At 62.3% G+C, this 23,328-nt stretch carries 17 protein-coding genes and 2 pseudogenes; 2 read left to right on the top strand and 17 right to left on the bottom strand.

Features of this window, described 5'->3' with window-relative positions:
- Nucleotides 1-173: 173 nt before the first annotated feature.
- The 17 genes and pseudogenes from ACQKQD_RS31280 to ACQKQD_RS31200 all read right to left on the bottom strand — a co-directional run bounded on the left by ACQKQD_RS31280 (nt 174) and on the right by ACQKQD_RS31200 (nt 21,417).
- Complete coding sequence (locus ACQKQD_RS31280; RefSeq protein ID WP_427510597.1) at nt 174-1,637, bottom strand: class II fumarate hydratase; 1,464 nt, start codon at nt 1,635-1,637, stop codon at nt 174-176.
- An 11-nt stretch (nt 1,638-1,648) separates the two neighbouring features.
- Nucleotides 1,649-3,277: an NAD-dependent malic enzyme gene (locus ACQKQD_RS31275; protein ID WP_427510581.1), complete on the bottom strand. Its 1,629-nt coding sequence runs from the start codon at nt 3,275-3,277 to the stop codon at nt 1,649-1,651.
- A gap of 47 nt (nt 3,278-3,324) precedes the next feature.
- Complete coding sequence (locus ACQKQD_RS31270; protein WP_427510580.1) at nt 3,325-3,930, bottom strand: LutC/YkgG family protein; 606 nt, start codon at nt 3,928-3,930, stop codon at nt 3,325-3,327.
- Nucleotides 3,927-5,510 carry a lactate utilization protein B gene (locus ACQKQD_RS31265; protein WP_427510579.1) on the bottom strand — a complete coding sequence of 528 codons (1,584 nt, stop codon included), beginning with the start codon at nt 5,508-5,510 and terminating at the stop codon, nt 3,927-3,929. Before ACQKQD_RS31265 ends, ACQKQD_RS31270 begins: the two co-directional genes overlap by 4 nt.
- The gene (locus ACQKQD_RS31260) at nt 5,507-6,250 is read right to left on the bottom strand and encodes a (Fe-S)-binding protein (protein ID WP_427510596.1); all 744 of its coding nucleotides are present in this window, start codon (nt 6,248-6,250) and stop codon (nt 5,507-5,509) included. Before ACQKQD_RS31260 ends, ACQKQD_RS31265 begins: the two co-directional genes overlap by 4 nt.
- A 68-nt stretch (nt 6,251-6,318) precedes the next feature.
- Entirely contained in the window at nt 6,319-6,921 is a 603-nt protein-coding gene (locus ACQKQD_RS31255) for an FUSC family protein (protein WP_427510578.1), read from the bottom strand.
- Complete coding sequence (gene poxB / locus ACQKQD_RS31250; protein ID WP_427510595.1) at nt 6,918-8,645, bottom strand: ubiquinone-dependent pyruvate dehydrogenase; 1,728 nt, start codon at nt 8,643-8,645, stop codon at nt 6,918-6,920. The genes ACQKQD_RS31255 and poxB overlap by 4 nt, the downstream gene beginning before the upstream one ends.
- A 154-nt stretch (nt 8,646-8,799) precedes the next feature.
- Complete coding sequence (locus ACQKQD_RS31245) at nt 8,800-9,966, bottom strand: biotin/lipoyl-binding protein (RefSeq protein WP_427510594.1); 1,167 nt, start codon at nt 9,964-9,966, stop codon at nt 8,800-8,802.
- Nucleotides 9,967-10,011: 45 nt separating this feature from the next.
- Complete coding sequence (locus ACQKQD_RS31240; protein WP_427510577.1) at nt 10,012-12,000, bottom strand: FUSC family protein; 1,989 nt, start codon at nt 11,998-12,000, stop codon at nt 10,012-10,014.
- Between the two features lie 142 nt (nt 12,001-12,142).
- Nucleotides 12,143-12,673, bottom strand: coding sequence for a cytochrome o ubiquinol oxidase subunit IV (gene cyoD / locus ACQKQD_RS31235; RefSeq protein WP_427510576.1), 531 nt, complete (start codon nt 12,671-12,673; stop codon nt 12,143-12,145).
- Nucleotides 12,673-13,323 (bottom strand): cytochrome c oxidase subunit 3, encoded by a 651-nt coding sequence (locus tag ACQKQD_RS31230; RefSeq protein ID WP_427510575.1) that lies wholly within the window; start codon nt 13,321-13,323, stop codon nt 12,673-12,675. The genes cyoD and ACQKQD_RS31230 overlap by 1 nt, the downstream gene beginning before the upstream one ends.
- Nucleotides 13,320-15,293, bottom strand: coding sequence for a cytochrome o ubiquinol oxidase subunit I (cyoB, locus tag ACQKQD_RS31225; protein ID WP_427510574.1), 1,974 nt, complete (start codon nt 15,291-15,293; stop codon nt 13,320-13,322). Before cyoB ends, ACQKQD_RS31230 begins: the two co-directional genes overlap by 4 nt.
- Complete coding sequence (gene cyoA / locus ACQKQD_RS31220) at nt 15,293-16,222, bottom strand: ubiquinol oxidase subunit II (protein WP_427510573.1); 930 nt, start codon at nt 16,220-16,222, stop codon at nt 15,293-15,295. Before cyoA ends, cyoB begins: the two co-directional genes overlap by 1 nt.
- Nucleotides 16,223-16,871: 649 nt before the next feature.
- Nucleotides 16,872-17,966 (bottom strand): annotated as a pseudogene (locus ACQKQD_RS31215) (IS5 family transposase).
- A 287-nt stretch (nt 17,967-18,253) separates the two neighbouring features.
- On the bottom strand, nt 18,254-18,559 hold the full coding sequence (locus ACQKQD_RS31210) for a hypothetical protein (RefSeq protein WP_427510572.1): 306 nt from the start codon (nt 18,557-18,559) through the stop codon (nt 18,254-18,256).
- A gap of 175 nt (nt 18,560-18,734) precedes the next feature.
- On the bottom strand, nt 18,735-20,207 hold the full coding sequence (locus ACQKQD_RS31205) for a methyl-accepting chemotaxis protein (RefSeq protein ID WP_427510571.1): 1,473 nt from the start codon (nt 20,205-20,207) through the stop codon (nt 18,735-18,737).
- 82 nt (nt 20,208-20,289) lie between these two features.
- Nucleotides 20,290-21,417, bottom strand: coding sequence for an HD-GYP domain-containing protein (locus tag ACQKQD_RS31200; protein WP_427510570.1), 1,128 nt, complete (start codon nt 21,415-21,417; stop codon nt 20,290-20,292).
- A gap of 554 nt (nt 21,418-21,971) precedes the next feature.
- Here ACQKQD_RS31200 and ACQKQD_RS31195 point away from each other — a divergent pair.
- Together ACQKQD_RS31195 and ACQKQD_RS31190 are read left to right on the top strand one after the other, a co-directional pair.
- Nucleotides 21,972-22,943, top strand: coding sequence for a helix-turn-helix domain-containing protein (locus ACQKQD_RS31195; RefSeq protein WP_427510569.1), 972 nt, complete (start codon nt 21,972-21,974; stop codon nt 22,941-22,943).
- Nucleotides 22,944-23,034: 91 nt separating this feature from the next.
- Nucleotides 23,035-23,232 (top strand): annotated as a pseudogene (locus tag ACQKQD_RS31190) (IS630 family transposase); the annotation flags it as partial.
- Nucleotides 23,233-23,328: the final 96 nt, after the last annotated feature.

Here is a 23,328-nt window from a genome sequence, read left to right as displayed (position 1 = left end):
GATATGGGGTGTGCCGCCCGAGCCTGAAGCGTTTGGGCTCTTTCGTTCAGGCCTGAATGACGTGTTCGTAGGATGTGAGGCCACGCAGGGTCTTCATCCAGATCAACACACCAAAAGATAAAGCACTGTGGGCTGGGATCGCCGGCCGGACCCCATATCGGAGGGATCCGGCATCACGCGCCGGCGACGCCCACCCCCACCATGATCTTCGGGTTGCACACCTTGTCGAAGGTAGCAGCGTCGACATTGCCGGACTTCAGTGCCGCTTCCCGCAGCGTGGTGCCCTCGGCCTGCGCTTTCTCGGCGATGTGGGCAGCCTTCTGGTAGCCGATGACGGGCGACAGCGCCGTAACCACCATCAGACTGCGGCCTACGTATGAGCCGATGCGCTCCTCGTCCAACTCCGTTCCCTCGACTGAGAACATGCGGAACTTCTCCGCACCATCGGCCAGGATGCCCATCATGTGCAGCACGTTGTCGATGATGATCGGCCGCATGGCGTTGAGCTCGAAGTTGCCCTGGCTCCCCGCAAAGGCCACTGCGGTGTCCTCGCCGATCACTTGGATCGCGATCATTATGATGGCCTCACACTGGGTCGGGTTGACTTTGCCGGGCATGATGGACGAACCCGGTTCATTCTCGGGCAGCTTCAGCTCGCCGAGGCCGCAGCGCGGGCCCGAGGCTAGCCAGCGCATATCGTTGGCCACCTTCATCAGCGCAACCGCCAAGCCACGCAGCGCCGCCGAGGTCCGCACCATGGCGTCGAGCGAACCCTGCGCCATGAATTTGTTGGGTGCGGTCACGAAAGGTTTCCCTGTTAGCTCAGCGATCTTGGCCGCCACTGCCTTCGAGAAGCCCTTGGGCGCGTTCAGCCCCGTGCCCACCGCGGTGGCGCCCACTGCCAACTCGTAGAGCCCGGCCTTTGAGGCCTCGACGGCCTCGATGGCCGCGCGGATCTGGGCCGCATAGCCGGACCATTCCTGGCCCACCGTCAGCGGCGTCGCGTCCTCGAGATGGGTTCGGCCGGTTTTGATCACGCCCATCCAGCGGTTCGCTCTGGCCTCGATGGCGGTCGCGAGCCTATCCAACTCCGGCAGCAGGCGAGCGTCGATGGCCTCGACTGCCGCGACGTGCATCGCAGTCGGAAAGGTGTCGTTCGACGACTGTCCCATGTTGACGTCGTCGTTGGGGGCCACAGGCTTCTGGCTGCCGAGCGTGCCGCCCAGGAGCTGGATGGCGCGGTTCGACAGGACCTCATTGACGTTCATGTTCGACTGCGTACCGGAGCCCGTCTGCCATACGAACAGGGGATAGTGCTCGTCGAGCTTACCCATGATGGTCTCGTCGGCAGCGCGTATAATAGCCTCGGCCTTCCAGTCGGGTAGACGCCCTTCCGCCTGGTTGACCATGGCGCAGGCCTTCTTAACCACCCCGTAGGCGTGGTAGACCGCCTTAGGCATGCGGTCGCCGCCGATGGAGAAGTGCACCAGCGACCGCTCCGTCTGGGCGCCGTAGTACTTGTCGGCTGGCACATCGACGGTGCCCATGGAGTCGAACTCCTCGCGTGTGCCGCGAGCATCGAGGCCGATCGGCACGTCCTGCACGACGGGATGACCCTTCGAATCAAATGGGAACATGTCCTCGTCCTTCAACGATAGTCGGGTTTATAGGTGAGCGACTCGAGCCAAGCGCGGATGTCCTTCGGACGCTCGACCGTGGCCTTATTCTGGTCAAAGATCCACTCGGCGAGCCGCGCCGCGGTGGTAATTTCGGTATCCAGGATGTTGCGCTGGGATGGAAACAACATGCCCTTGGCACGTAGGTCCGGCCCGACCTGATCAGCGCTAGCGCGGGCAGCCTCGATGAACAGCGCGTCGGTGATCCGCTCCGGCCGCGTCGCGTAGACCGCAAGCCCGACGGCTGGGAAGATGTAGAAGTTGTTGGCCTGCCCCGGATGGTAAGTCTTGCCGTCGATCTCGACGTCGGGGAACTGTACGCCCGCCGCGTAGAGCACCCGACCCTCGGTCCAGGCATAGGCGTCCTGCGCTGAGACCTCCGCCTTTTCGGTCGGGTTCGACAGCGCGAAGATGATCGGCCGCTGGTTCAGCTTGGCCATGGCCTCGACGATCGCGCGGTCGAACGCCCCGCCGGCGGTTGAGACGCCGATCAGCACAGTCGGCTTGAGTGCCTTCACGGTCATCAACAAGTCGTCGGACGGTGCCGCCTCGTGGGCGAAGACCCGCTGCTCGGACGAGAGGTCCTTGCGCTTTGGCTCGATGAGGCCGTCGACGTCGAACAGAGAGATCTTGGCGCGCGCCGCCTCCGGCGACAGTCCCTCCTCGACCAGGGCCGAGACGATCAGGTTGGCGATGCCGATACCGGCTGAGCCCGCGCCGAGGAACAGGATGCGCTGGTCGCGCAGCGCCTCGCCCTTGATCTGGAGGGCGGTGGCGAGGCCGGCCAGCGTCACGCTCGCGGTTCCCTGGATGTCGTCGTTGTAGCAGAGCACTCGATCTTGGTAGCGGGCGAGGTAACGGATCGCGTCCGTGCCTTTCCAGTCCTCAAAGTGGAGGCAGCAATCCGGGAACACCTCCTGCACCGCCGCGACGAACTCGTCCACGAAAGCGTCGAGTTCCTCGCTCGCGGGTGGCTCGCGGCGCAGGCCGAGATAGAGCGGGTCGGCGCGCAGGGCCGCGTTGGTTGTGCCGATGTCGAGCAGCAGCGGCAGCAGGGTCTCGGGCGGGACGCCGGCGCAGGCGGTGTAGAGCTGGAGCTTGCCAATCGGGATACCCATGCCATTGGCGCCGATATCGCCGAGGCCGAGGATGCGCCCGCCGGTGGAGACACAGATGAAGCGGACCTCCTTCACCGGCCAGTTGCGCAAGACCTGGGCAATGCGGCCCTTGTGCTCGAGCGAGACGTACATCCCGCGGGCGCGGCGGAAGATGTGTCCGAACTTCAGGCAAGCCTCGCCGACCGTGGGATCGTAGAGGATTGGCAGAAACCGCATCGGGTCGTCCATCACCACCCGGTAGAACAGCGTCTCGTTCCGATCGAGCAGACCCGTGAGGTAGACGTAGCGTTCGAGATCGTCCGGCTTGGCAGCGAGATGATTCGCCACCCGCTCCGCCTGCCGGTCGAGATCCTCGACCGAGGACGGCAGCAGGCCCTCGAGGCCAAGGGCCTCGCGTTCGGGCCGCGTGAAAGCCGTGCCCTTGTTGGTGACGGGGTTCTCGATAAGGGCGACGCCCCGCGTTTCGTGCGAGCGCTTGTTCATTGGTTGTCCTTTATGCTGGTTGAGTACGGGATTGGCTCCGGGACCGGTCAGGTTCGGGGACGCATTGCGACGGTGAGGGAGCGGACCCCTTGCGCGCCGTGGATCAGCACGCCCTCGATGTCGGCGGTAGCCGATGGGCCGGTGTGGAAGGCGGCGTAGCGCCGGTCCTTGAACTCAGGCCGGTGATAGGCGTCCTGGGTCGAGGCCACGAGGTCGGCGGGGTCGAGCAGCACCAGGAGATGTTGGGCCAAGTAGGCGAGCGCGTTGACCCCGAGCTCCTCTTCGCTGAGCAGGATCGAGCCAGTCTCGACAATGGCGAAGGCTGCGCGCACCACAGCGACGTCAACCCAGGCAAGATCCTGCGGCCGGCAGGCCGCGACGTCGAGGTCGCTAACCAGTTCCGGGACACGGGAGGCCACCACGCCAGCCTTCGGGAACAGCGTGCGCACCAGGGCGGCAATGTCGTCCTCGCACGAGGGCGCGGGCTTGCCGCCCATCGCCTTCAGATTAGTCTCGAACACGTCGACGTGTTCGCCCTGCTCCAGCGGCCTTCCGTCGTGGAGCATGGGGAAGCGGGGCACGTCCGGCCGCGGATGCGCGCCCGCAGGCCGATTTTCGCGGATCCGGGCTAGGATGGTATCGCGGGCGTTCACGGCTTCGTCTCCGGGCTGCGTACTTCCTCGGCGGCCGGGTGGTTGGCGGCATACCAATCGTGGAAGGTGGTCTTCGGAGCGGGCGGCATCTCGCGTCCCTGCGTCCAGGTGTTAAGCGGGTTGTAGACGACGAAGCGGGGCAGAACCCGCAGAGCGGAATCCGACGCTCGGATCGACGCGCGATACAGCGCCGGGTGGGATAGAACCTGACCGGCCGCCGACATCATCGCTTTCTTGACGAGCGGCAATTCGCCTGTCTCGGACAAGACCTTGCGCCAAGCGAAAATTTGTTCGTGGATGTTGATCTTTACCGGACAGACGTTGGTGCATGATCCGTTGAGCGTCGAGGAGAACGGCAGTGTCGAGTATTTGCGTTTGTCGAAGGTTGGGTCGAGGATCAGCCCGATCGGACCCGAATAGGTCGCGCCGTAGGAGAGCCCACCCGAGCGCCGGTAGACTGGGCAGGTATTCATGCAGGCACCGCAGCGAATGCATTTGAGCGAGGTCCAGAACTCCTTCATACCGAGCCGGGTCGAGCGCCCGTTGTCGACCAGCACGATGTGCATCTCGGTGCCGGGCCGCGGGGCACGGAAATGCGAGGTGTATTGAGTCATCGGCGAGCCCAGCGCCGAGCGGGACAAGAGGCGCACGAAGACTCCGAGATCGGCAACCTGCGGGATGATCTTCTCGATGCCTACCGAGTGGATTTGCAGCGGCGGCACGTTGGCCGAGAGGTCGGCGTTACCTTCGTTGGTGCAGACGACGACGCTGCCAGTCTCGGCGATGGCGAAGTTGCCCCCGGTGAGGCCGGCATCGGCCTCCAGGATCAGCGGCCGCGTCGCCTCGCGCTGACGCTCCGCGAGGTAGTGCACATCGTCGTTACCGGGATCGGTGCCGAGCGTGCGGGCGAAAACGTCGGCCACGTCGGCACGCAGCTTGTGCACCGCCGGCACTACGATGTGGCTCGGATCCTCGTCGTCGAGCTGCTGGATGCGCTCGCCGAGATCCGTCTCGATCACTTCGATTCCGGCGGCCGCCATGTAGTGGCGCAAGCCGCATTCCTCGGTAAGCATCGACTTCGACTTGATCAGGCGCTGGGCGCCGTGGTCACGCAGAATTCCGTGGATGATCCGGTTGTGTGCCGCCCCGTCCTCGGCCCAATGTACGTGGACGCCGTTGGCTTTCGCCGCAGCCTCGAACTGTTCCAGATAGGTATCGAGATGACTGAGCGTGTGCTGCTTGATGCGCGAGGCGATCTCGCGCAGCTCCTCCCATTCGGGGATGGCGCGCATCTGCCGGTCGCGCTTCTGACGCAGGTCCCACAGGCGCTCGTCGTGCATGTGCTCGTGCTCGGGAGCCGCAATGAAGCGCGCGGCCGCCTCGTTCTGGTCGATTGGTCGTTGGCCGTGGACCTGCGCTCCCCGAGGCTCTGGCTCGTGCGGCTTCGGACGCAGCGGCCGGGACGTGCCGGCCCCGTGCTCCAGCCGGTGGCCGTCGGGGCTGCGCGGCGCCTCGTCGTCGGGGGCCGCGAGATCGGGATGGATCATCCGGTGACGATCCATTTCCTGCGGGCGGCTCATGCTGCGGCTCCGTTGAGGACCTGGGCAATGTGGATGAATTTGAGCGGAAGCCCCAGGCGCTCGGCCGAGCCGCGCTGGTGCATCATGCAGGAGGAGTCGGCTGAGACGACGTATTCGGCTCCGGCCCGGGCGTGGTCCCGGACCTTGTCGTGGCCCATCTTTGCCGAGACCGCCGGCTCGAATACGCAGAAGGTGCCGCCGAAGCCGCAGCACTCGTCAGGCCGGGCGAGTTCGACCACCTCAATACCCCTGACATTGGCGAGCAGGTCTAGGGGTTTGGAGTAAAACCGCGCGTGCAGCTCGGACGGGCGAGCATGGCCGATGCCGCGCAGGGCGTTGCAGTTGTTGTGGTAGCTGATCCGGTGTGGGAACTCGGCCCAGGGGAAGGCGTCCGCCTTGAGCACGTCGTGCAGGAACTCGACCAGCTCGTAGGTCCGCTCGCGCACCGCGACGACATCTGGGGTCTGCGGGATCGCCGTCATGTGCTCGCGCACTTGGTGGGTGCAGGAGCCGGACGGCGCCACGACGTAGTCGAACCCGGAGAAGTTTCGGACGAAGAGCGCCTCGGTGGCTGCAGCCTCCGCGTGGCAGCCGGTATTTACCATCGGCTGGCCACAGCAGGTCTGATCGAACGGATAGGTCACGTCGAGATCGAACCGCCGCAGAAGTTCGAGGGTGGCGATGCCGACCTCGGGCTCGAAGGCATCGATGTAGCAGGGGATGAACAATCCGACTCGCATCGCGATCTCTTTCTCGGTGGTCTCGTCGCGCATCACGCGCGGAAAAACATCTCTCGGGAGGCGCGCCGCTACCCGGCGCGGCCCGTTCCCCCGTCTCCCGGACGTCCACGGTCGAGGGCCTGGCGAACGCACCATTCGATCGCGCTGTGCATCCCGCCGCCCACGAGCCCGCCGAGGATCACTTCCCCGCCCCGGTGCAGGGCGGTGAGGCCGATTGGCGCCTCGGGCGTGGCGGTCAGCAGCACGAGGGGGCCGGTCCACATGCACACGCGGATCGCAGGACGCTCTCGAGCCGCGACGGCGCAGAGCGCCGTGATGACGGCGACCTGCCCCGCCATGGTGTCGAGGCCCGACCACCGGAACGCGGCATGGACCGCGACGGCGGCCGTGACCCCCAGCAGTGTCCCCAGGATCCGGCCGCCGAGGGAGCGATGCGTCTCGGCCAGGCTTTCCTGGGACACGATCAGGGCCGAGACCAGCGCCCAGACCGGGTGGCCGAGGCCGAGTGTGGAGGCGATGAGGAAGGCCGCAGTGGAGGACAGCGAGCAGCGCAGAACGAAGAGGAGGCCGCGCAGGCCGAGTGGCCTCATGCCGCGCGGTCCGGTGCCCACCGGGCCGGACGGCACGGCGCCGCCTTCGTCGAAGACCCGGCGCGGCTCCTCCGCTGTCATCGCAGCAGGTTGCTCTTGGCGAGCTCGACGATTTCGTCGCCGCGCCCGTTCATTACTGCCCGCAGCATGTAAAGGCTGAACCCCTTCATCTGCGCCGCCTCGATCTTCGGCGGCATGGCGAGTTCCTGGCGGTTCGTGACCACATCGAGGAGGGCCGGACCGGGATGGTCGAGGATCTCGCTGATCGCAGCCTCAAGGTCGCCCGGATCCTCGACCCGCAGGGCGTGGATGCCGGCGGCTCGTGCCACAGCGGCAAAATCCGGGTTGCGCAGCGCGACGCCGGTCTCGAGATAGCCCGCGGCCTTCATCTCAAGCTCGACGAAGCCGAGGGTACCATTGTTGAAGACCACGACCTTCACGGGTAATTCGTGCTGCACCAGGGTGAGCAGATCGCCCATCAGCATCGCGAAGCCCCCGTCGCCCGACAGCGACACGACTTGGCGCGTGGGCTGGGCCGCCTGGATGCCGATCGCCTGAGGCAGGGCATTGGCCATGGAGCCGTGCGCGAACGAGCCGATCAACCGACGGCCCTCGGACATCGCCAGGTAGCGCGCCGCCCAGATCGTCGGCGTGCCGACATCGGCCGTGAAGGCGGCGTCGGGGGCCGCCGCCTCGCTGAGGAGGCGGGCGAGGTACTGCGGGTGGATCGGCTTGCGCCCGGCCTTGCCGGTGGCGAGGTCGTCGAGGCCCTCGCGTGCCTTAGCGTAGTGCTTCAGGCAGGCCTTGAGATGGGCGTCCTCGCCCTTCGGCCGGAGCTTCGGCATCACGGCGTCGATCGTCGCCCGCACGTCGCCGACAAGGCCGAGGTCGATCCGGCAGCGGCGCCCGAGATTGTCCGGTCGGATGTCGACCTGCGCGATCTTCGCATGTTCGGGGAAGAACTGACGGTACGGGAAGTCCGTGCCGAGCATCAGGAGCGTGTCGCAGGCCTCCATGGCCGCGTAGCCCGATGAAAAGCCGATTAGGCCGGTCATGCCGACGTCATAGGGGTTGTCGTGCTCGACATGCTCCTTGCCGCCGAGCGCGTGCACGACCGGCGCCTTGAGGGCCTCGGCGAGCCTGATCACCTCGGCCCGCGTTCCGGCACAACCGCGGCCGCAGAACAGGGTGACCTTCTTCGCTTCGTTGAGGAGGTCCGCGAGGGCGTCAATTTGCTCGTCCGCCGGAACGATCCTGGGCCGGGGCGGGATCAGGCCGGCATTCGGCGCGACGGCGCGCTGGGGTGCCTCCTGGAGCGCGACGTCGCCGGGGATGACCACGACGGCGACGCCCTGGTGCCCTATGGCGGCGCGCACCGCCGTCTCCAGCACGTAGGGCAGCTGGGCCGCCGAATTGACCTGCTCGCAGTAGCAGCTGCAATCGCGGAACAGCTCCGTGGGCTTCGTCTCCTGGAAGTAGTTCGAGCCGATCTCGGCAGACGGGATCTGCGCCGCGATAGCGAGCACCGGCGTGCGGGTGCGGTGGGCGTCGAACAGGCCGTTGATGAGGTGGAGGTTGCCGGGACCGCAGGAGCCGGCGCAGACGGAGAGTTCACCTGTCACCTGGGCCTCGCCGCCGGCGGCGAAGGCGGCAACCTCCTCGTGCCGGACGTGGACCCACTCGATTACGCCCCGGGCCCGGATCGCCTCGGTGAGGCCGTTGAGGCTGTCCCCCGCCACGCCGTAGACGCGCCGGACGCCGATCTGCTGCAGAGTCTCCGTCAGGAGATCTGCGACGTTCACGATTTTGGCCACGCGTTCAATGACTCCAGTGGGCGGCAGCGCCGATGGGGATCAAACGTGACCGGTGGATCATCGCGCCATAGGCAAAGGTCGGTCTTTCGATATGATAGAGATGAGTCCCGCGGCTCGGTCTTCGCGAGCGGAGGCGCGGATCGGCCTAAGGCGACGGTTTCGATGGTGGATTTCGGCGCTGCCCCTGACGGGGCTCATCGGGAGGCTGCGTCATGCCCGGGGCGACACCCGGTGCCGCGTACTCCATGGGGATGGTGCTCGGCGTCGGGACCGGGATCGACGCCCGCGTCGCGGTTCCACGCACCTGCGTGGTCGCCTCCGGATCCAGCGCCAGCGCCGCTCTGTCGCGGCCGAGGATCCTGTCAATTAGGCGAGACAGCCCCGCGCCGGGCTCCCGACCGTCGCTACGGATATCGATGGTGGCCGTCGTTCCGGCCACGAGAGGAGCCCCCTTCGGCATATGCTCGATGCGGATGCGCACCGGCACGCGCTGAGCCAACCGGACCCAGGTGTAGACCGGATTGACGCTTGGCAGTCCTTGGGTGCTCGGCGTCGCGTTAAGCGTGCTGATGCCCCGGGTGATGCTGTCGACCCGCCCCCGCAGCGGCCGGTCGTCACCCATCAGGCGGATGTCCGCGTCGGCGCCGACACGGACATGGCTCATCTTCGTCTCCTCGAAGTAGCCGTCGATCCAGTAGGAGTCGCTGTCGAGGACCGAGATGTTGGCGATGCCTTTGGTGGCGAAGTCGCCGACGCGCAGCAGTAGGTTGTTGACGTAGCCGTTGACGGCGCTGCGTACCTGCGTGCGTTCGAGGTTGACCTTGGCCTGTGCGAGTTGCGCCTGAGCGAGATCGTAGGCTGCCTCCGCCTGCTTTGCCGCGCCGGCGAAACGCTGCTTCTCCTCTATCGATGTCGAGACGGTGGTCAGAGACGCCCGGCGCTCGGCCTGGACGCGCTTCACCTCGAGGTCCGCGGCACGATCCTCGTTTTCGGCGCGCGCCTTGTCGACCGCGACTCGGTAGTCGAACGGGTCGATCACGTAGAGAACGTCGCCCTTGCGGACGAACTGGTTATCGGTGACGCGCAAGTCCACAATCTGTCCGCTGATCTGCGGCGCCATGCGGGAAACCTGCGCGCGCACGCGGCCGTCCCGGGTCCATGGACGCGCATCGAGATCCACCCAGATCACCGCGGCTGACGCCGTGCTCGCCGCCAGGATTCCGAGGGAGGCCAGCAACCGCCAGAGCCTCCGCGGCCTCGTCGTCCGCCTACGTGCCATGGGGCGTGCCTTCCGTGACGTTGTGCACGACATCGGGAAGGATGCGTCCGCCCAGCCGGGCACGGTCGTGAGCGAAGCTCATGGGGAGAGGTGCAGGGCCAGACGCCGCAGTATCCGGGCGTCGTCCTCGGCACTGTGGGCCACGGTCATCAGGTCGGCGACGATCGCGGCGACGACGTCCAGGGTTTCCGTGTCGGCAGCCGGTTCGCGGGCCGCAGCCAAGAGCTTTACCGCCGCGCTCTTGAGGGCGTCGGCGTCCAGGGCTTCCAATGCTGCGCGCGCTGCCTCGATCGGCGCGTCGAAGGCCGGGTCGTCGACGAGGAGGTTCAGGCCGGTCTGGGCGCCGGCCGCGGACGTGTCGAGCGAGGCGAGGGCAAAGGCGTGCCGCATCCAGGAGCGATGACCGATCTCCGAATCCGTCCGGAGCTTCGAGAACCGGGCGAGCCTATCACCGTTCAGGCTCTCGCGTTGCGCGGCATGGGCCGGCTCGGCCGCCAGCGACTCGATGAGGCTTCCGCGCAGGGTCTCGAGGGACCACGCCCGACGCTTGGCATCGCTGGCATTCAAGAACATCGTGCTCAGGAGGCTTACGAGGCTCGAGACCGCGAACAGCACCGCTTGGTCCAGGAATGCCTGGAGGTCGTAGGTCTGAGGGTTCGCAGGCGCGAGAAACAGTGGGAAGAATACGAGCAGCACGAAGCCGAAGCTCCCGGTCCGCTTCCCGCGGCTCAAGAAACAAGCAACGAACACGACCGGCGCCATCGCGATCGCAAGGAGCGGGAAGCCCTGGCCGCCATTCAGGACGACGAACTTGACGATTCCGGCCGACACGATGGCCGCAGGCACGCCGATCAGCGCACCGCGCGCGAAGTCAACCGGCTGCGGGTTGATCGCCATGATGCCCGCGAAGGCCGCGATCTGCAGAAGGCCGGTCGTGGTGCCGGGCCAGCCGCTGAGGATGAACAGCGCCGAACTGATAGCCACGGCGAGCACAGCGCGCAGCGCCTCCCGAAATGCATCCGGAAAGTCCCGGTGCACCGGGAGGTCGATAGCCCTCTGAGGGCGCCGTCCGGTCGCGACAGCGGCGAACCCGTCCGCAATCCAGGTCTCCTGCCTCAGCACGTCCGCGGCGCGGCGCAGCAGCAGAACCGTCTCGGGAGAGGCGCTCCCGGCCGTCGCCAACCGGAGATCTCCCTCAACGGCTGCGGCTGCGCCTGGGTCGCCGTCGAGGCCCTTGAGAATATGCCGACCGAGCTCATGCCCGGCAGACAGGTTCCGGGCGGCTGCGCGGGCGAATACGCGGGCGGCGCCCATCTGTGTAATTATTGCAGCGGCGGCGCTGCGCGCGCCTGCGGCCCGTTCGGGCCCATCGTCGAACTCGCCCGCCACGCCGATCATGTCGGCGTGCGTTCCGCTGATCGCGCGCAGGACGGCCGCTACCGCGTCCGGTGCGGGTGCGTCGTCCCGCAAGGCGTGCCGCACGAGGGCTCCAGCCTGCGCCCGTGCCTGAGCGAGCCCGTTCCATAGGCTCGTGAACACCCGCGGCGCGCCCAGTGCGTCGTTGATGAAGGTGACCGAGACGATTCCTAGCGTGATCGCCGCCACGCGGGCGAGGCCCGCCTCGAAAACGTCGAAGGGCTGATCGATGTGGGCGATGGCGATGATCGCGACTGTGTAGCCGGAGAGCACCGCCCCATAGGCGCGCGGGCCTTCGAGATGGCTCGCGAGGAAAACGCACAGCCCTAGCCACGTCGTGAAGGCGACGAGCATCAGAACGCGGTCCTGACCAAAAAGGGCCGTCAGCACCACCGAGACTGCGAAGCCCAGCAGCGTGCCCCCAATGCGGTAGAACGCCTTGGACAGCGCTTGGCCGCGCCGCGGCTGTGCCAGGATGGCGACGCAGACCGCGGCCGAGGAGGCGCTTTCGAGCTGCAGCAAGAAGGCGGCGTAGAGCGCGAGCATCATCGCGCACCAGATCCGAAGGCCGTAGATCCAGGCGCCGGCCGGAGGGACCAGACGGTCGAGGACCGCCACCCACCCGTCCCGGCGGTCGAGCGTGTAGGTCACAGGGTACCCCTCCGCAGCAAGACTCAGCGCCCGAATATGAACACCCTGCCCTTCTCAATCGCAGGGTGTTTCAAAAAACGTCCGATCACCGGCGGTCCCCGCGCCGGCACCGAGCGGGCAGCGAACGTTGCGCGCGTGACACTCAGCTGCCGCGACGGGGGCTCATCGGCATCATGGTCCCGTTGAGGTGGCTCATGATCCAGAGAGAGCCAACCAGCACAAGGACGACGATGAGCAAACCGAAGGCCAGGGCCATGATGTTGTTCATGTGGTCGGGCCCGCTGCCGAGATGCAGGAAGAAGACGAGGTGCACGCCCATCTGCGCGACCGCCAGCACCATCAGAACGACCGGAATCGCGGGTCCCCAGATCAGATCGGTATTGGCCAGCCCGAACGAGGCCACCGTGAGTCCGCAGGCCAAGCCGAAGCCGATGAGGTAGCTGAAGAGGGGATCGTCGGTCTCGTCCGCCCCCGGTGTCCTATCTGAATCGCCGTTCCCAGCAGGTTGAATCTGCGTCAGGGGGCGTTGCAGGACCTCGGGCCGGGGAGCGGGCTCTGGGTCTGGCCGCCGGAGATGCGCCGCCTGGAGCCGGAGGACATGTCGCAGCAGGAAGGCTAGGCCGAGCAGCCATGGCGCGGCGAGCCGGGCGAACGGCGACGACAGGCGGCTCATCAGCGGCTCCCTAGCAGGTAGACGGTGGTGAAAACGCCGATCCAGACGATGTCGATGGCGTGCCAAAACAGGCTGAAGCAGAGCAGCCGCCGCCGGACCATTGGCAGTAAGCCGAGGGTTGCCGCCTGCAGCATCATGATGCCAAGCCAGAACAGGCCGACCGCGACGTGGAGCCCGTGCATTCCGACCAGCATGAAGAAGGCAGACAGGAAAGCGCTGCGGGCCGGACCGGCATCCGTCGCGATCAATCCGGCGAACTCGCGCGCTTCCAGCCCAAGGAAGGTGAGTCCTAGTAGAAGTGTCGCACCCGCCCAGAGATAGAAGTCACGCCTCAACACGCCCCTGGCCGAGCGCATCATCAGCCCGCCGGTCAGGCTCGATCCAAGAAGCAGCGCGGTCTCGATGAAGGCGCTTCGTTGATCGAACAGGTCGCGCCCTGAGGGACCACCGTCGGTCGCGTGCGACAGAACTGCGTAGGTCGCGAAAACAGCCGCGAACATCACCATGTCGCTAAGCAGGTACAGCCAGAAGCCGAACCCCACAACGACCCGAGCCGAGGCCGGACCGCGCTCGGACACCGGAATGGAAACGGATCCCTTCGGTCCGCGCTGAAGCGCGGCCGGATCCCGAACAGAGGCCGCGACGCTCACGAGGCTCTCCGCGCGAAGGCCAGCGCCTCCTCGTATGCCTGGATCGCCTCTTCAGGAACCGGGCGCTCGGTCTCGCTGCGCCAAGCGTGCGCAAGGATCACGGCGACAGCGCCGACGAGGCCGCCGATCGCGAGCCACCAGATGTGCCAGATCATAGCGAAGCCGAGGAATACGGCAAAGAAAGCCGTCACGAAGCCCACCATGCTGTTGCGGGGCATCTCTACCAGGTCGGGCTCGGCGGCCGCGCGTTGCGCCTTCCCGGCCTCCTTCATGTCCCAGTAGGCGTCCAAGCCGTGCACTTGTGGCAGGCGCGAGAAGTTCCAGGGCGGCGGGGGCGAGGCGGTTGCCCATTCCAGGGTTCGTCCGTTCCAAGGATCGCCGGTCGCGTCGCGCAAGACTTCGCGCTGGCGGATACTGACGACGAGTTGCACCACCAACAGGACGATGCCGGCAAGAATGACGACGGCGCCGGCCAGCGCTACGTACAGCCACGGAACCAGGGCGGGATCGGTGGTGTGCTGCATCCGCCGGGTCATGCCCATCAAGCCGAGCACGTAGAGTGGCATGAAGGCGAGGTAGAACCCGATCAGCCAGCACCAGAATACCGCACGGCCGAGGCCGTCGTGGAGACGGAAACCAAAGGCTTTCGGAAACCAGTAGGTGTAGCCGGCAAAGGCCCCGAACAAGACGCCGCCGATAATCACGTTGTGAAAATGGGCAACGAGGAACAGCGAGTTGTGAAGCACGAAGTCGATCGGCGGCACCGCGAGTAGGACGCCTGTCATCCCTCCGATGACGAAAGTTACCATGAAGCCGAGAACCCACAGCATCGGCACCTCAAAACGGATGCGCCCTCCATACATCGTGAACAGCCAATTGAAGACCTTCACGCCGGTCGGCACCGCAATTATCATCGTGGTGATCCCAAAGAAGGCGTTCACATCAGCACCCGCCCCCATGGTGAAGAAGTGATGCAGCCAGACCATGAAAGAGAGGATGCAGATCGCCAAGGTGGCCACGATCATTGACCTGTAGCCGAACAGGGGTTTGCCCGAGAAAGTGGCGATTATTTCGGAGAATACGCCGAACGCCGGCAGTATCAGGATGTAGACTTCCGGATGGCCCCAGGCCCAGATGAGGTTGATGTACATCATCGGGTTGCCGCCACCGTCGTTGGTGAAGAAATGGAAGCCGAGATAGCGATCCAACATCAGCATCCCGAGAGTGGCGGTAAGAATCGGGAAGGCCGCGACGATGAGTAGGTTCGAAGCGAGCGCTGTCCAACAAAAGACCGGCATCCGGCTGTAGCCCATGCCCGGCGCCCGCAGCTTCAGGATCGTGGTGACGAGGTTGATGCCCGACAGCAGCGTGCCGATGCCCGAGATCTGCAGCGCAACGAGGTAGTAATCGACCCCGACATCCGGCGAGTAGGCGATCTCAGACAGGGGCGGATAAGCGAGCCAGCCAGTTCGGGCGAATGCGCCGATCACGAGCGACATGTTGATGAGGAGTATGCCCGATGCTGTCAGCCAAAAACTTACGGAATTGAGCGTCGGGAAGGCGACGTCCCGCACGCCAAGCTGGAGCGGCAGCACGAAGTTCATCAGCCCGATTGTGAACGTCATCGCTACGAAAAAGATCATGATCACGCCGTGAGCGGAGAAGATCTGGTCGTAGTGCTCGGGCGGCAGATAGCCGGTAGAGCCGCCCGTCGCGAGGGCGAGCTGCGAGCGCATCATGAGTGCGTCGGTGAAGCCGCGCAGCAGCATTACCAAGGCGAGAAGCACGTACATCACGCCGATCCGCTTGTGATCGACGCTAGTCAGCCACTCGCGCCACAGGTAGGGCCACCAGCCCTTCAAGGTGACGAGGGCCAGCACGCCCAGGATGACGAACATGACCAGCCCACCAGCGAAAAGCGGGATCGGTTGGCCGAGCGGTAGCGCGCTCCAAGACAGTTTGCCGAGCATCACTTGTCTCCGCGCAGTTCGGCGGCCCGGCAAAACGGAGCGCAGAGCAGGGCTGCGGACGGCGACACCCGCTGATTCTGGATCCCGTCGAAGAGGTTCGGCACGACGCCGCCGAACTCCTGGGCCGAGGCGGCTTTGCCGGGCTTCGCGAGGACCCGGTAGCCCGCGCGGTCGAGCATTCCGCCACGCGCTCTCAGCTCGGATGCCCAGGCCTCGAATGCGGTCGGCTCCTGCGCGACCACGTCGAAGCGCATGTCCGAAAAGCCGCCACCACTGAATTGTGCGGAGAGGCCCGCATAGGTGCCTGGCCGATCCGCCTGCAAGTGCAGACGCGTCTCCATGCCTGCCATCGTGTAGATCTGGCTGCCGAGTTGCGGGACGAAGAACGAGTTCATCACGCTCGCGGAGGTTAATCGGAACCTCAAAGGCGTCTCCGATGGGATCACCAGACGGTTTACCGTCGCGATGCCCTGATCGGGATAGATGAACAGCCATTTCCAATCGAGCGAGACAACCTCGATTGTAAGGGCCTTCCGCTCGGAGGCGAGCGCGCGGGCTGGATCGAGGTCGTGCGTAGCGACCCATGTCATGCCACCGAGGAACAGGATGACGAGCGTCGGGACCGACCAGACCACGAACTCGATGCGCCCCGAATAGGACCAGTTCGGTCTGTACCGAGCGCGTCTATTCCCGCTACGGAACCACCATGCGAAAGCAAGCGTCGCCAGGATGACCGGCGCGACAATCGCCAGCATCACCGCGGTGGCGTTCAGTAGGATGGTGCGCTGCTGGAGTCCGATCGGCCCCTGCGGATCGAGCACCCCCCCGCAACCGGACAAGAAGAGGGCGAGGCCAAGCGTCGATCCCAGCGCGGCGAGCGTTCGCCACCGTCCGCTCGTTCCGGCGCAGATCGGTGCGACGCGCTTCATCGAAAGCACCGTTTACCATGATACGCCGACCAGAAGCCGAACCGCTTCCGGCATTGAGTGGGAACGAGTTGCGTCGCTGGGCATCCAATAGCCGGCGCCCCAGCCGGATTGCGTTGTAGCGGAGGACCATACATGACCATCGTGCTACCGGGCGGAGCGATATCTTTCGCGCGGAACGTTGATATCAGACCCCGGCAGCGGCGGTGGTGTGTAACGTGCGACACGTCGTTTGTTCTCGCGTGCGCAAATGTCGACATACACGGCAAGCAAAGAACCGATCAGTAACAGTATTCGGCGATAAGCGAGGGAATTGTTATCGGTGAAACAGAACGAATAGCTTGAGATCTTATATTTCATGATGCGTCAGCAATATTCGAACTACGATATTCTCCATTCACCGAAAATATAAGAGGTCATGGACGGTCTACGTCAGAACCCACACAGCCGTCGCCGGCCACATCTATACCTAGACGAAATTCCGAACGCACTCGTGAGCCACTGGATCCAGCCGTCCAGCAAGCGGGGCACCTCCAATTACCGTGACGAGGGCGTTCTCTGGGAGAGTTCCGCGGAATGCTGGGCGCTTTGGGGATTTGAAGCTGTCCTCGCGCGGGTCGCGAGCGGGGCGAAGAGCCCTTTGTCCCGACCCTCAGGCAGTCCTCGCGCGGGAGCCGGTGAGCCAGACCGCTCGGTTCATGTTGCACGCGAAGTTGGCCAGGCCGATCTTCATCCGGGCTCTCGCCAAGCCGATCGTGCGCACCACGAGCCCAATCGGCCCCTTCTGCCGGGCGATGACGTGCTCGACGGCCGCGCGGATCTTGGACCTCCCGCCGTTGGCCCGTGCGACGTTCCTGGCCATCGGCTTGCCCGGCGGCATCTTGCGATGGATGCGGGAGCGGAAGCCGTTGCCCGCCAAGTGTGCCTCGGTGGCCTTCGAGCGGTAGGCCGTGTCGGCCCAGACATCGCCGGAGGTGTTGGCCTTCGAGAGGAGACCGGGCAGTTGCGCCCCGTCGTGGCGGGCCGCGTCGGTGGCGGTCCAGGTCCGGATCAGGCCATGACGGCGGCCGATGCCGACGTGGTTCTTGTAGCCGAAGGCCGGCACCGCGAGGTCGATCCGCTTTGACCCATGTCAAGCCGGCTTGGCCTTCGACCACTTGATCGTCCAGCGCGCATCCCGATCCTTCTGGGCGAGCTTGGCGGGCTGAGCCCTCCAGACGACAGGCACACGGCCGGCCTTCAGCTCCGCTTTCTCGGCTTCAGTGTTGCGTTCCTTGGGTGCGGCCACCACGGTCGCGTCGACGATCTGCCCGCCCATCGCCAGAAAACCGACTTGGCGCAGGGCCGTGTCGTAGGCCGAGAACAGAACCTCGATCGCAGGCTTGCCCGCGATCTCGGCTCAGGCGAGCGCCTCGCGGAACGTCCAGATCGTGCTGGCGTCGGGCACCGGGTCGGACAGCCCCAGCCCGAGGAAGCGCTCTGCCCGACAGCCGGTTCTTGATCAGGAACTCCGTGGGCTCGTCCGACAGCGAGTTGCTGGCCTGAAGGATCAGCACCTTGAACATGAACACGAGGTCGAACGGCGGCCGTCCCCCTTTGACCCGTCTGAGCGAGGCACGGCCCGGGCGAGGTCATCCCGGAACAGCTCGAAATCGACGATGCGGCTCAACCGCTCCAGCGCGTCGCCCTCGACCGAGAGATCCTTCAGACGCTCATCGACGTCGAAAAAACCGGGCTGACCGCGCATCGAAGCACCTCACCCACCGTCGACGCCATCACACCACGAAACCCCTTACACCGCGAGGTTCTTGGAGGTGTCTAGCGATGGCAGCCGCCATGTAGGGTCGTCTCACGCCGCTTGGTCCAAAATAAAGGCAAGCGAATGCCAAGCCGAAGCTCACACAAAGCAAATGCGATCTACTAATAAATTTCGCCATTCGCACAAAGGCGGGAACTTTCTATGAACAAAGCAATCATGATGAAGCCCTTAAACTGCATCAAAGGCGAATAACAATCTTAGATCCGACAATCGCCCTAAGAAGCGGTATAATTTTCCGCCATATCAGCCAATTTAGAGGCAGAATCCAGGAATTGGACGAGTAGCGAGCACTGTTGCTGTATATCGAGGACGCCGGATCGATTCAAAGACTCTATTAGTAAAATGATCGCAGACTGCAAATCTTTAATTTCCTTCTGTAGACTGGATCCGACTGCTCGTATCTGAGGAACCCGCGAGCCGAGTTCCTTTCCCGAGGCAATCGCCCGTTCTATTTCCGCTTCCAGACGAGCGGCTTGAATATCCGGAATACCACCAACAGGTGCGAAGTGTACGAGATTCATGACTATTTCCATTATTTCGTTAGACGGGAGTTGTTTAAATACAAACCCAAACCATCTGAAGAGCAAATTCCGAGACCGCCAAATTTGCCTGAAGTAACTTCAATGGTTTGTGCGTTCCAGCGACTGATCGTATGATCATAGAGGACGTTCACTCGGGAAGGACTAGAATGCTTTGCTATCCAATCGCCCGGGCGGCATCTCGAACCTGACGTGTCGCCTGATCCACTTGCACGCTAGCTGCTGCGATCGTCTCCATGCTCGACGCGAACGTCGAGACACCGTATGAGGCGGTCTGCATGCTGCCCGACATCTCGCGGGTTACTGCAGACTGCTCTTCAACAGCAACAGCAATGGCGGACGAAACATTGTTCAAATTGCGGATGGTGGATTGGATGGCTCCGATCGCTTCAACGGCCTCGCGAGTCGCAGCCTGAGCCGAGACGATCTGTCCGCGGATCTGATCAGTAGCCTGCGCGGTCTGCTCCGCTAGCGCCTTCACTTCTGTCGCAACGACCGCGAATCCGCGGCCTGCTTGTCCCGCCCTAGCGGCCTCAATAGTTGCGTTCAGTGCCAGCAAATTCGTTTGCGCAGCGATCCCGGCGATCAGACCGACCACGGCTCCGATCTGGTCTGCTTGTACGCTCAGACCCGACACAATGTCGCCTGTATGCTGCGCCTGTGCGACGGCATCGCCCGCAATGCGTGCGGCGTGGCTAACCTGCTGGCTGATCTCACCAACAGATGCAGACATCTCCTCTGTGCCAGTGGCAACAGCCTGGATCTCAGATGAAACGCGCCCGGCTGTTTCGGCAGCCTCGCCTGATTGGCGCATGACATCTTCCACGGCCCTCCCAATCGCATCGAGATCGTTACCGATTACGCGCTGCGTTTCTGCGAGTTGCTGACGTTGACGAACTCGTGCGGTGACATCAACTGCAAATTTGACCACTTTAATGACCTGCCCGTCAGAATCAGTAATTGGATTGTAAGTACCTTGAATGAAAACCTCAGACCCGTCTTTAGCGATACGACGATACTCAGCCGTCTGAAATTGCCCGCGCGCGAGGCTGGCCCAGAACAGATGATAACCGCTCTCCGAACGTTCAGCCGGCGGCATAAAAATGGAATGGTGCTTTCCAAGAATCTCGTCCAGACTGTAGCCCATAACAGACAGGAAATTCCTATTTGCTTCCAGAATGAACCCTTCCGGGGTGAATGCGATAACAGCTTGAGAACGATCCAAGGCCGAAAGACGCGCGTCCGCTTCCAAGCTGCGCAGTTTAGAAGCGGTGATATCGGTCGCGAACGTGATCACCCTCACGACTTGGCCGGTCCTATTAACAACGGGATTGTAGCTTGCCTGGATCCAAACGTGGCCGCCGTCTTTAGTCACCCTCCGGAATTCGCCACTCTCGATGTCACCGCGGAGTAAGGTCGACCAAAAAGTGCGGTGAGCTGCACTGTCGCGAATGCTTGGATGAATCAGATCTGAATAATTGCGGCTCTTTAATTCGTTTAAGCCGTAGCCAAACAATGTTAAAAAATTTCGATTGGCTGATATAATCGTTCCGTCAGGCTCGAACTCCATGATCGCCTGGGACCGAGATAGCGCCATCAGCTTGGCGCCATTGTTAAGGCGAAACATCATTTACCCCTTCCGATTTTGCACAAAAACTGTCTTAGTTCTTACGCGGAACTCAAGCAGAAATTACTCATTGACATCTTTAACACTAGGGCGTCGCAGATTTTGTGCTATGTAAATTTTTTAAAATCGGAAGCGTCAATCTCAGCTTGCGAGAAAGTGTCTCGTCAGCTGAGATTGAGGCAGCAAATGCCTCAACAAGTCCAGACTCAAGTTTGGAAGGAACCATACTTCTCAAGATTTTGAAGGCTTCTTCCTGCGGCATTGCGGGGCGATAGGGTCGGTCTTCGGTTAGTGCGGCGTAGATGTCGCAAATCGTTAGCAACCTGATGACGTCACCAATCTCTTCGCCTTTCAGACCGTCTGGATATCCCGAGCCATCCAACATCTCATGGTGGTGGCGAGTTCCAGATAGTCCCAAATTATCAGTCATGCCGGAAGCAAGTAGTATCTCATGACCTATAGAAGCGTGCGTCCTCATGATCTGCATTTCTTCGTCATCGAGACGTCCCGGTTTATTCAATATACCGAGCGGAATGCGAGCTTTACCGACGTCGTGCACTAGGGCGGCACGAACCAAAGATGTGCGGTCCGATCGTGGAAGATGGAGGAATACTGCAAGATTCGCGATCAAGCCGGCCACGAGAAGAGAGTGTCGAAGCGTCATATCGTCGTGGTTCTGAATCAGCTTCAGCCAATGAAAGACCCCCCCATCTTTCATCGCCTGAAGAACCGGATCTATTAGTTCATCGACCTCTCTCAAATTAACGGGCCCGATTGTAGCATCAACATTCATGTTATTTAAAATAGTGACTGCTCGCGCGATGCTATGTTCGACTATAATCTCAGTAAAAGTTTTTTGTGGTGCAATTTGGCGGAACAACGCTGCAACCACAACTGAAGGTTCAGTCATTGCAGACAGACAGGCTGTCGCACCAAGCCGTTCCGCTGCGCTTAGTTCTGAAACGGCTTTTGATCTCAGAAGGTAGATTACGGGAATCGATCGCCCCTCTATTCTTTTCGAAAATGCTTGCAGCCAGACGCGCGTTCGCGCTCGATCGATGGATGCATCTACGATCAGACCTTTTACGGCAACGATATCATATTTGGCCTCACTGGTGGTCACGATCTGAGACCGTGCGACCATACGTACCGCTTCCGCGAGATCTAAGCCTCGATTGCTGCGCTCAGTGACGACGATGACATCGGGCTTCATCGACGGAAGCAGTGCGTGTTTGAATGGACTAAGCCTCCGGGTTTAACCCCGTTATCGGACACGATTATTCTCGGTTTGCTCGCCATTTCTAGCTCTATTGGATAATGCATCAGCCTGGGGCCAAAAAGCAGTATTTGGGCAATTTATAACTGCCTTTTTATTCTAAAAATGGTTAATTGGTTTGCGATTCTAGCGAAATGAAATTTGGCTGAGAGCGCGGCCGCAGAAGCATGATCGCCGCAAAACGATGGCCTCATAGGCGACGTGATGGATGCAAAATTCAGGAACGTCAGATGCTGGCTAGGCGATCACGATAACGCGAGTTTGGCCTAACCCTATTGACGACATGCTCTTCTGCCACGAAGCGAGTGACCATCTGCACTGAGTCTAAGATCTTCCGGCTATCATTATTGTGCACCCGGGTGAACGATATTTGATTGCGCGAACGCTACCTAAGGATGCGGCATGCTCTGTAGCACAACCTTGTGTTTTCCAAGCGATAACTACCGGATCGTCTCCTTCTGATTTCTGGCAGGCATGAGAAAAATCTGAATATGGAGACTATTTTTTCCACGGATGAATTTCAGGCGAGTGCTCGCTTCCGTAGGTGGCGTGAAGTTTGTGAAGATCGCTTGGTGCCTATGGCGCAGCAACAGTTAGGTAGTGATCCATTCCATGCTCATATCGAAGGGGGGATTGTAGGATCGCTTGCGTTCACGAAGTTTACATTGGGAAATGTAAAAGCGGCCACGACACCGCAGACAATTCGACACGAAAATAATAAAACTGATCAGCTTTTCTTCAGTCTTGTTCTTTCCGGAGTTGTGTGTTCAGAGCAAAATGGCCATTCGAACAGGGACGTTTCTGGGGATATTTGTATAAGAGATACAAGCAGTCCTTGGACCATCGAACATAGGGGCAACAGCGAAGTTCTCGCCGTCGCAATTCCGCGCACAAAACTGGAAGGAATATTAGGTTCTTCTCGCAGATTTACGGGCTTGACCGCGAAAGGAAACTTGCCGACTACGAGGCTTGCCACGTCGTTTTTGCGCGGCCTTTTGAGCGAAAATAGTCAATTGAGTCACGCGGCGGCGGACAAAATGTCATCCATCGCGATTGATCTTATAGCTGCGAGCCTTGCAGAGCGTATGGCTTTGGATACACCTAAGACACTTCATAGTACAGTCCTGGTTCATCGCGCTAAGACGTACGCCATGACAAATTTGGCGGATCCTGATCTAGAGCCGAGTCGTGTGGCTGCTGCCGTTGGCATCTCGCTGCGGCAGCTGCAATCGCTGTTTCGGGAGCACGGACAGAGCGTCGCTGCTTGGATTTGGCAGCAGCGAATAGAGAGAACCGCTCAATGGCTGACTAATCCTGCTCTTCTTCGCCTCCCCTTGGGAGAAATTGCTCGCCAGTGCGGCTTCGCTGACCAAGCCCATTTTTCAAAAAGATTTCGTGATCACTACGGTCTTACGCCGAGTGCTTATCGCGATGCCGCTGTTGATACATTAGGAAAACGCTAAGGGTTTGTGCATAGTTCAGTAATAATTATGTTCCCGTCCGCCATGTTTATTGTTTGCGAAGTAACAGACGCGGATTACATGCAAAGTCAATGCTGCAGCCTTTCCCCTCCGGCCGAGCCGCGCCGAGCGTGTAACGCACCACTATCGCCGGCATGGCACGCTCGACCTGTATGCCGCCCACTACGTGAAAGCCGGAACGGTGATCGGGAACTGCAAGCCGCGTCATCGCAGCGTCGAGTTCCGCGCCTTTCTGGAGCAGGTCGAGAGCAGCGTCGCACGCGATCTGGAGGGTGCGCATCCGGCGAAGGCCGCCTTGTGAGCTGGCCCGTCGAGGCTGAGGTCATAGGAGTAATCCTAGGTCCTTGAGCATGACTCCGGCAGGTAT

Origin of the sequence: Methylobacterium sp. NPDC080182, from assembly GCF_050281105.1 — a bacterium.
GTDB lineage: Bacteria > Pseudomonadota > Alphaproteobacteria > Rhizobiales > Beijerinckiaceae > Methylobacterium.
Note: the sequence above shows the minus strand (reverse complement) of the source record. Positions and strands in the feature narration are given on the sequence as shown.

Excerpts from the sequence above, each read along its gene's own strand:
- cyoD (WP_427510576.1), bottom strand. The coding sequence starts at position 12,673 with ATGAGCCGCCTGTCGTCGCCGTTCGCCCGGCTCGCCGCGCCATGGCTG.
- cyoB (WP_427510574.1), bottom strand. The coding sequence starts at position 15,293 with ATGCTCGGCAAACTGTCTTGGAGCGCGCTACCGCTCGGCCAACCGATC.
- cyoA (WP_427510573.1), bottom strand. The coding sequence starts at position 16,222 with ATGAAGCGCGTCGCACCGATCTGCGCCGGAACGAGCGGACGGTGGCGA.
- ACQKQD_RS31260 (WP_427510596.1), bottom strand. The coding sequence starts at position 6,250 with ATGCGAGTCGGATTGTTCATCCCCTGCTACATCGATGCCTTCGAGCCC.
- ACQKQD_RS31200 (WP_427510570.1), bottom strand. The coding sequence starts at position 21,417 with ATGAAGCCCGATGTCATCGTCGTCACTGAGCGCAGCAATCGAGGCTTA.
- ACQKQD_RS31210 (WP_427510572.1), bottom strand. The coding sequence starts at position 18,559 with ATGAATCTCGTACACTTCGCACCTGTTGGTGGTATTCCGGATATTCAA.
- ACQKQD_RS31245 (WP_427510594.1), bottom strand. The coding sequence starts at position 9,966 with ATGTCGTGCACAACGTCACGGAAGGCACGCCCCATGGCACGTAGGCGG.
- ACQKQD_RS31255 (WP_427510578.1), bottom strand. The coding sequence starts at position 6,921 with ATGACAGCGGAGGAGCCGCGCCGGGTCTTCGACGAAGGCGGCGCCGTG.
- ACQKQD_RS31195 (WP_427510569.1), top strand. The coding sequence starts at position 21,972 with ATGGAGACTATTTTTTCCACGGATGAATTTCAGGCGAGTGCTCGCTTC.
- ACQKQD_RS31275 (WP_427510581.1), bottom strand. The coding sequence starts at position 3,277 with ATGAACAAGCGCTCGCACGAAACGCGGGGCGTCGCCCTTATCGAGAAC.
- ACQKQD_RS31265 (WP_427510579.1), bottom strand. The coding sequence starts at position 5,510 with ATGAGCCGCCCGCAGGAAATGGATCGTCACCGGATGATCCATCCCGAT.
- ACQKQD_RS31280 (WP_427510597.1), bottom strand. The coding sequence starts at position 1,637 with ATGTTCCCATTTGATTCGAAGGGTCATCCCGTCGTGCAGGACGTGCCG.
- ACQKQD_RS31205 (WP_427510571.1), bottom strand. The coding sequence starts at position 20,207 with ATGATGTTTCGCCTTAACAATGGCGCCAAGCTGATGGCGCTATCTCGG.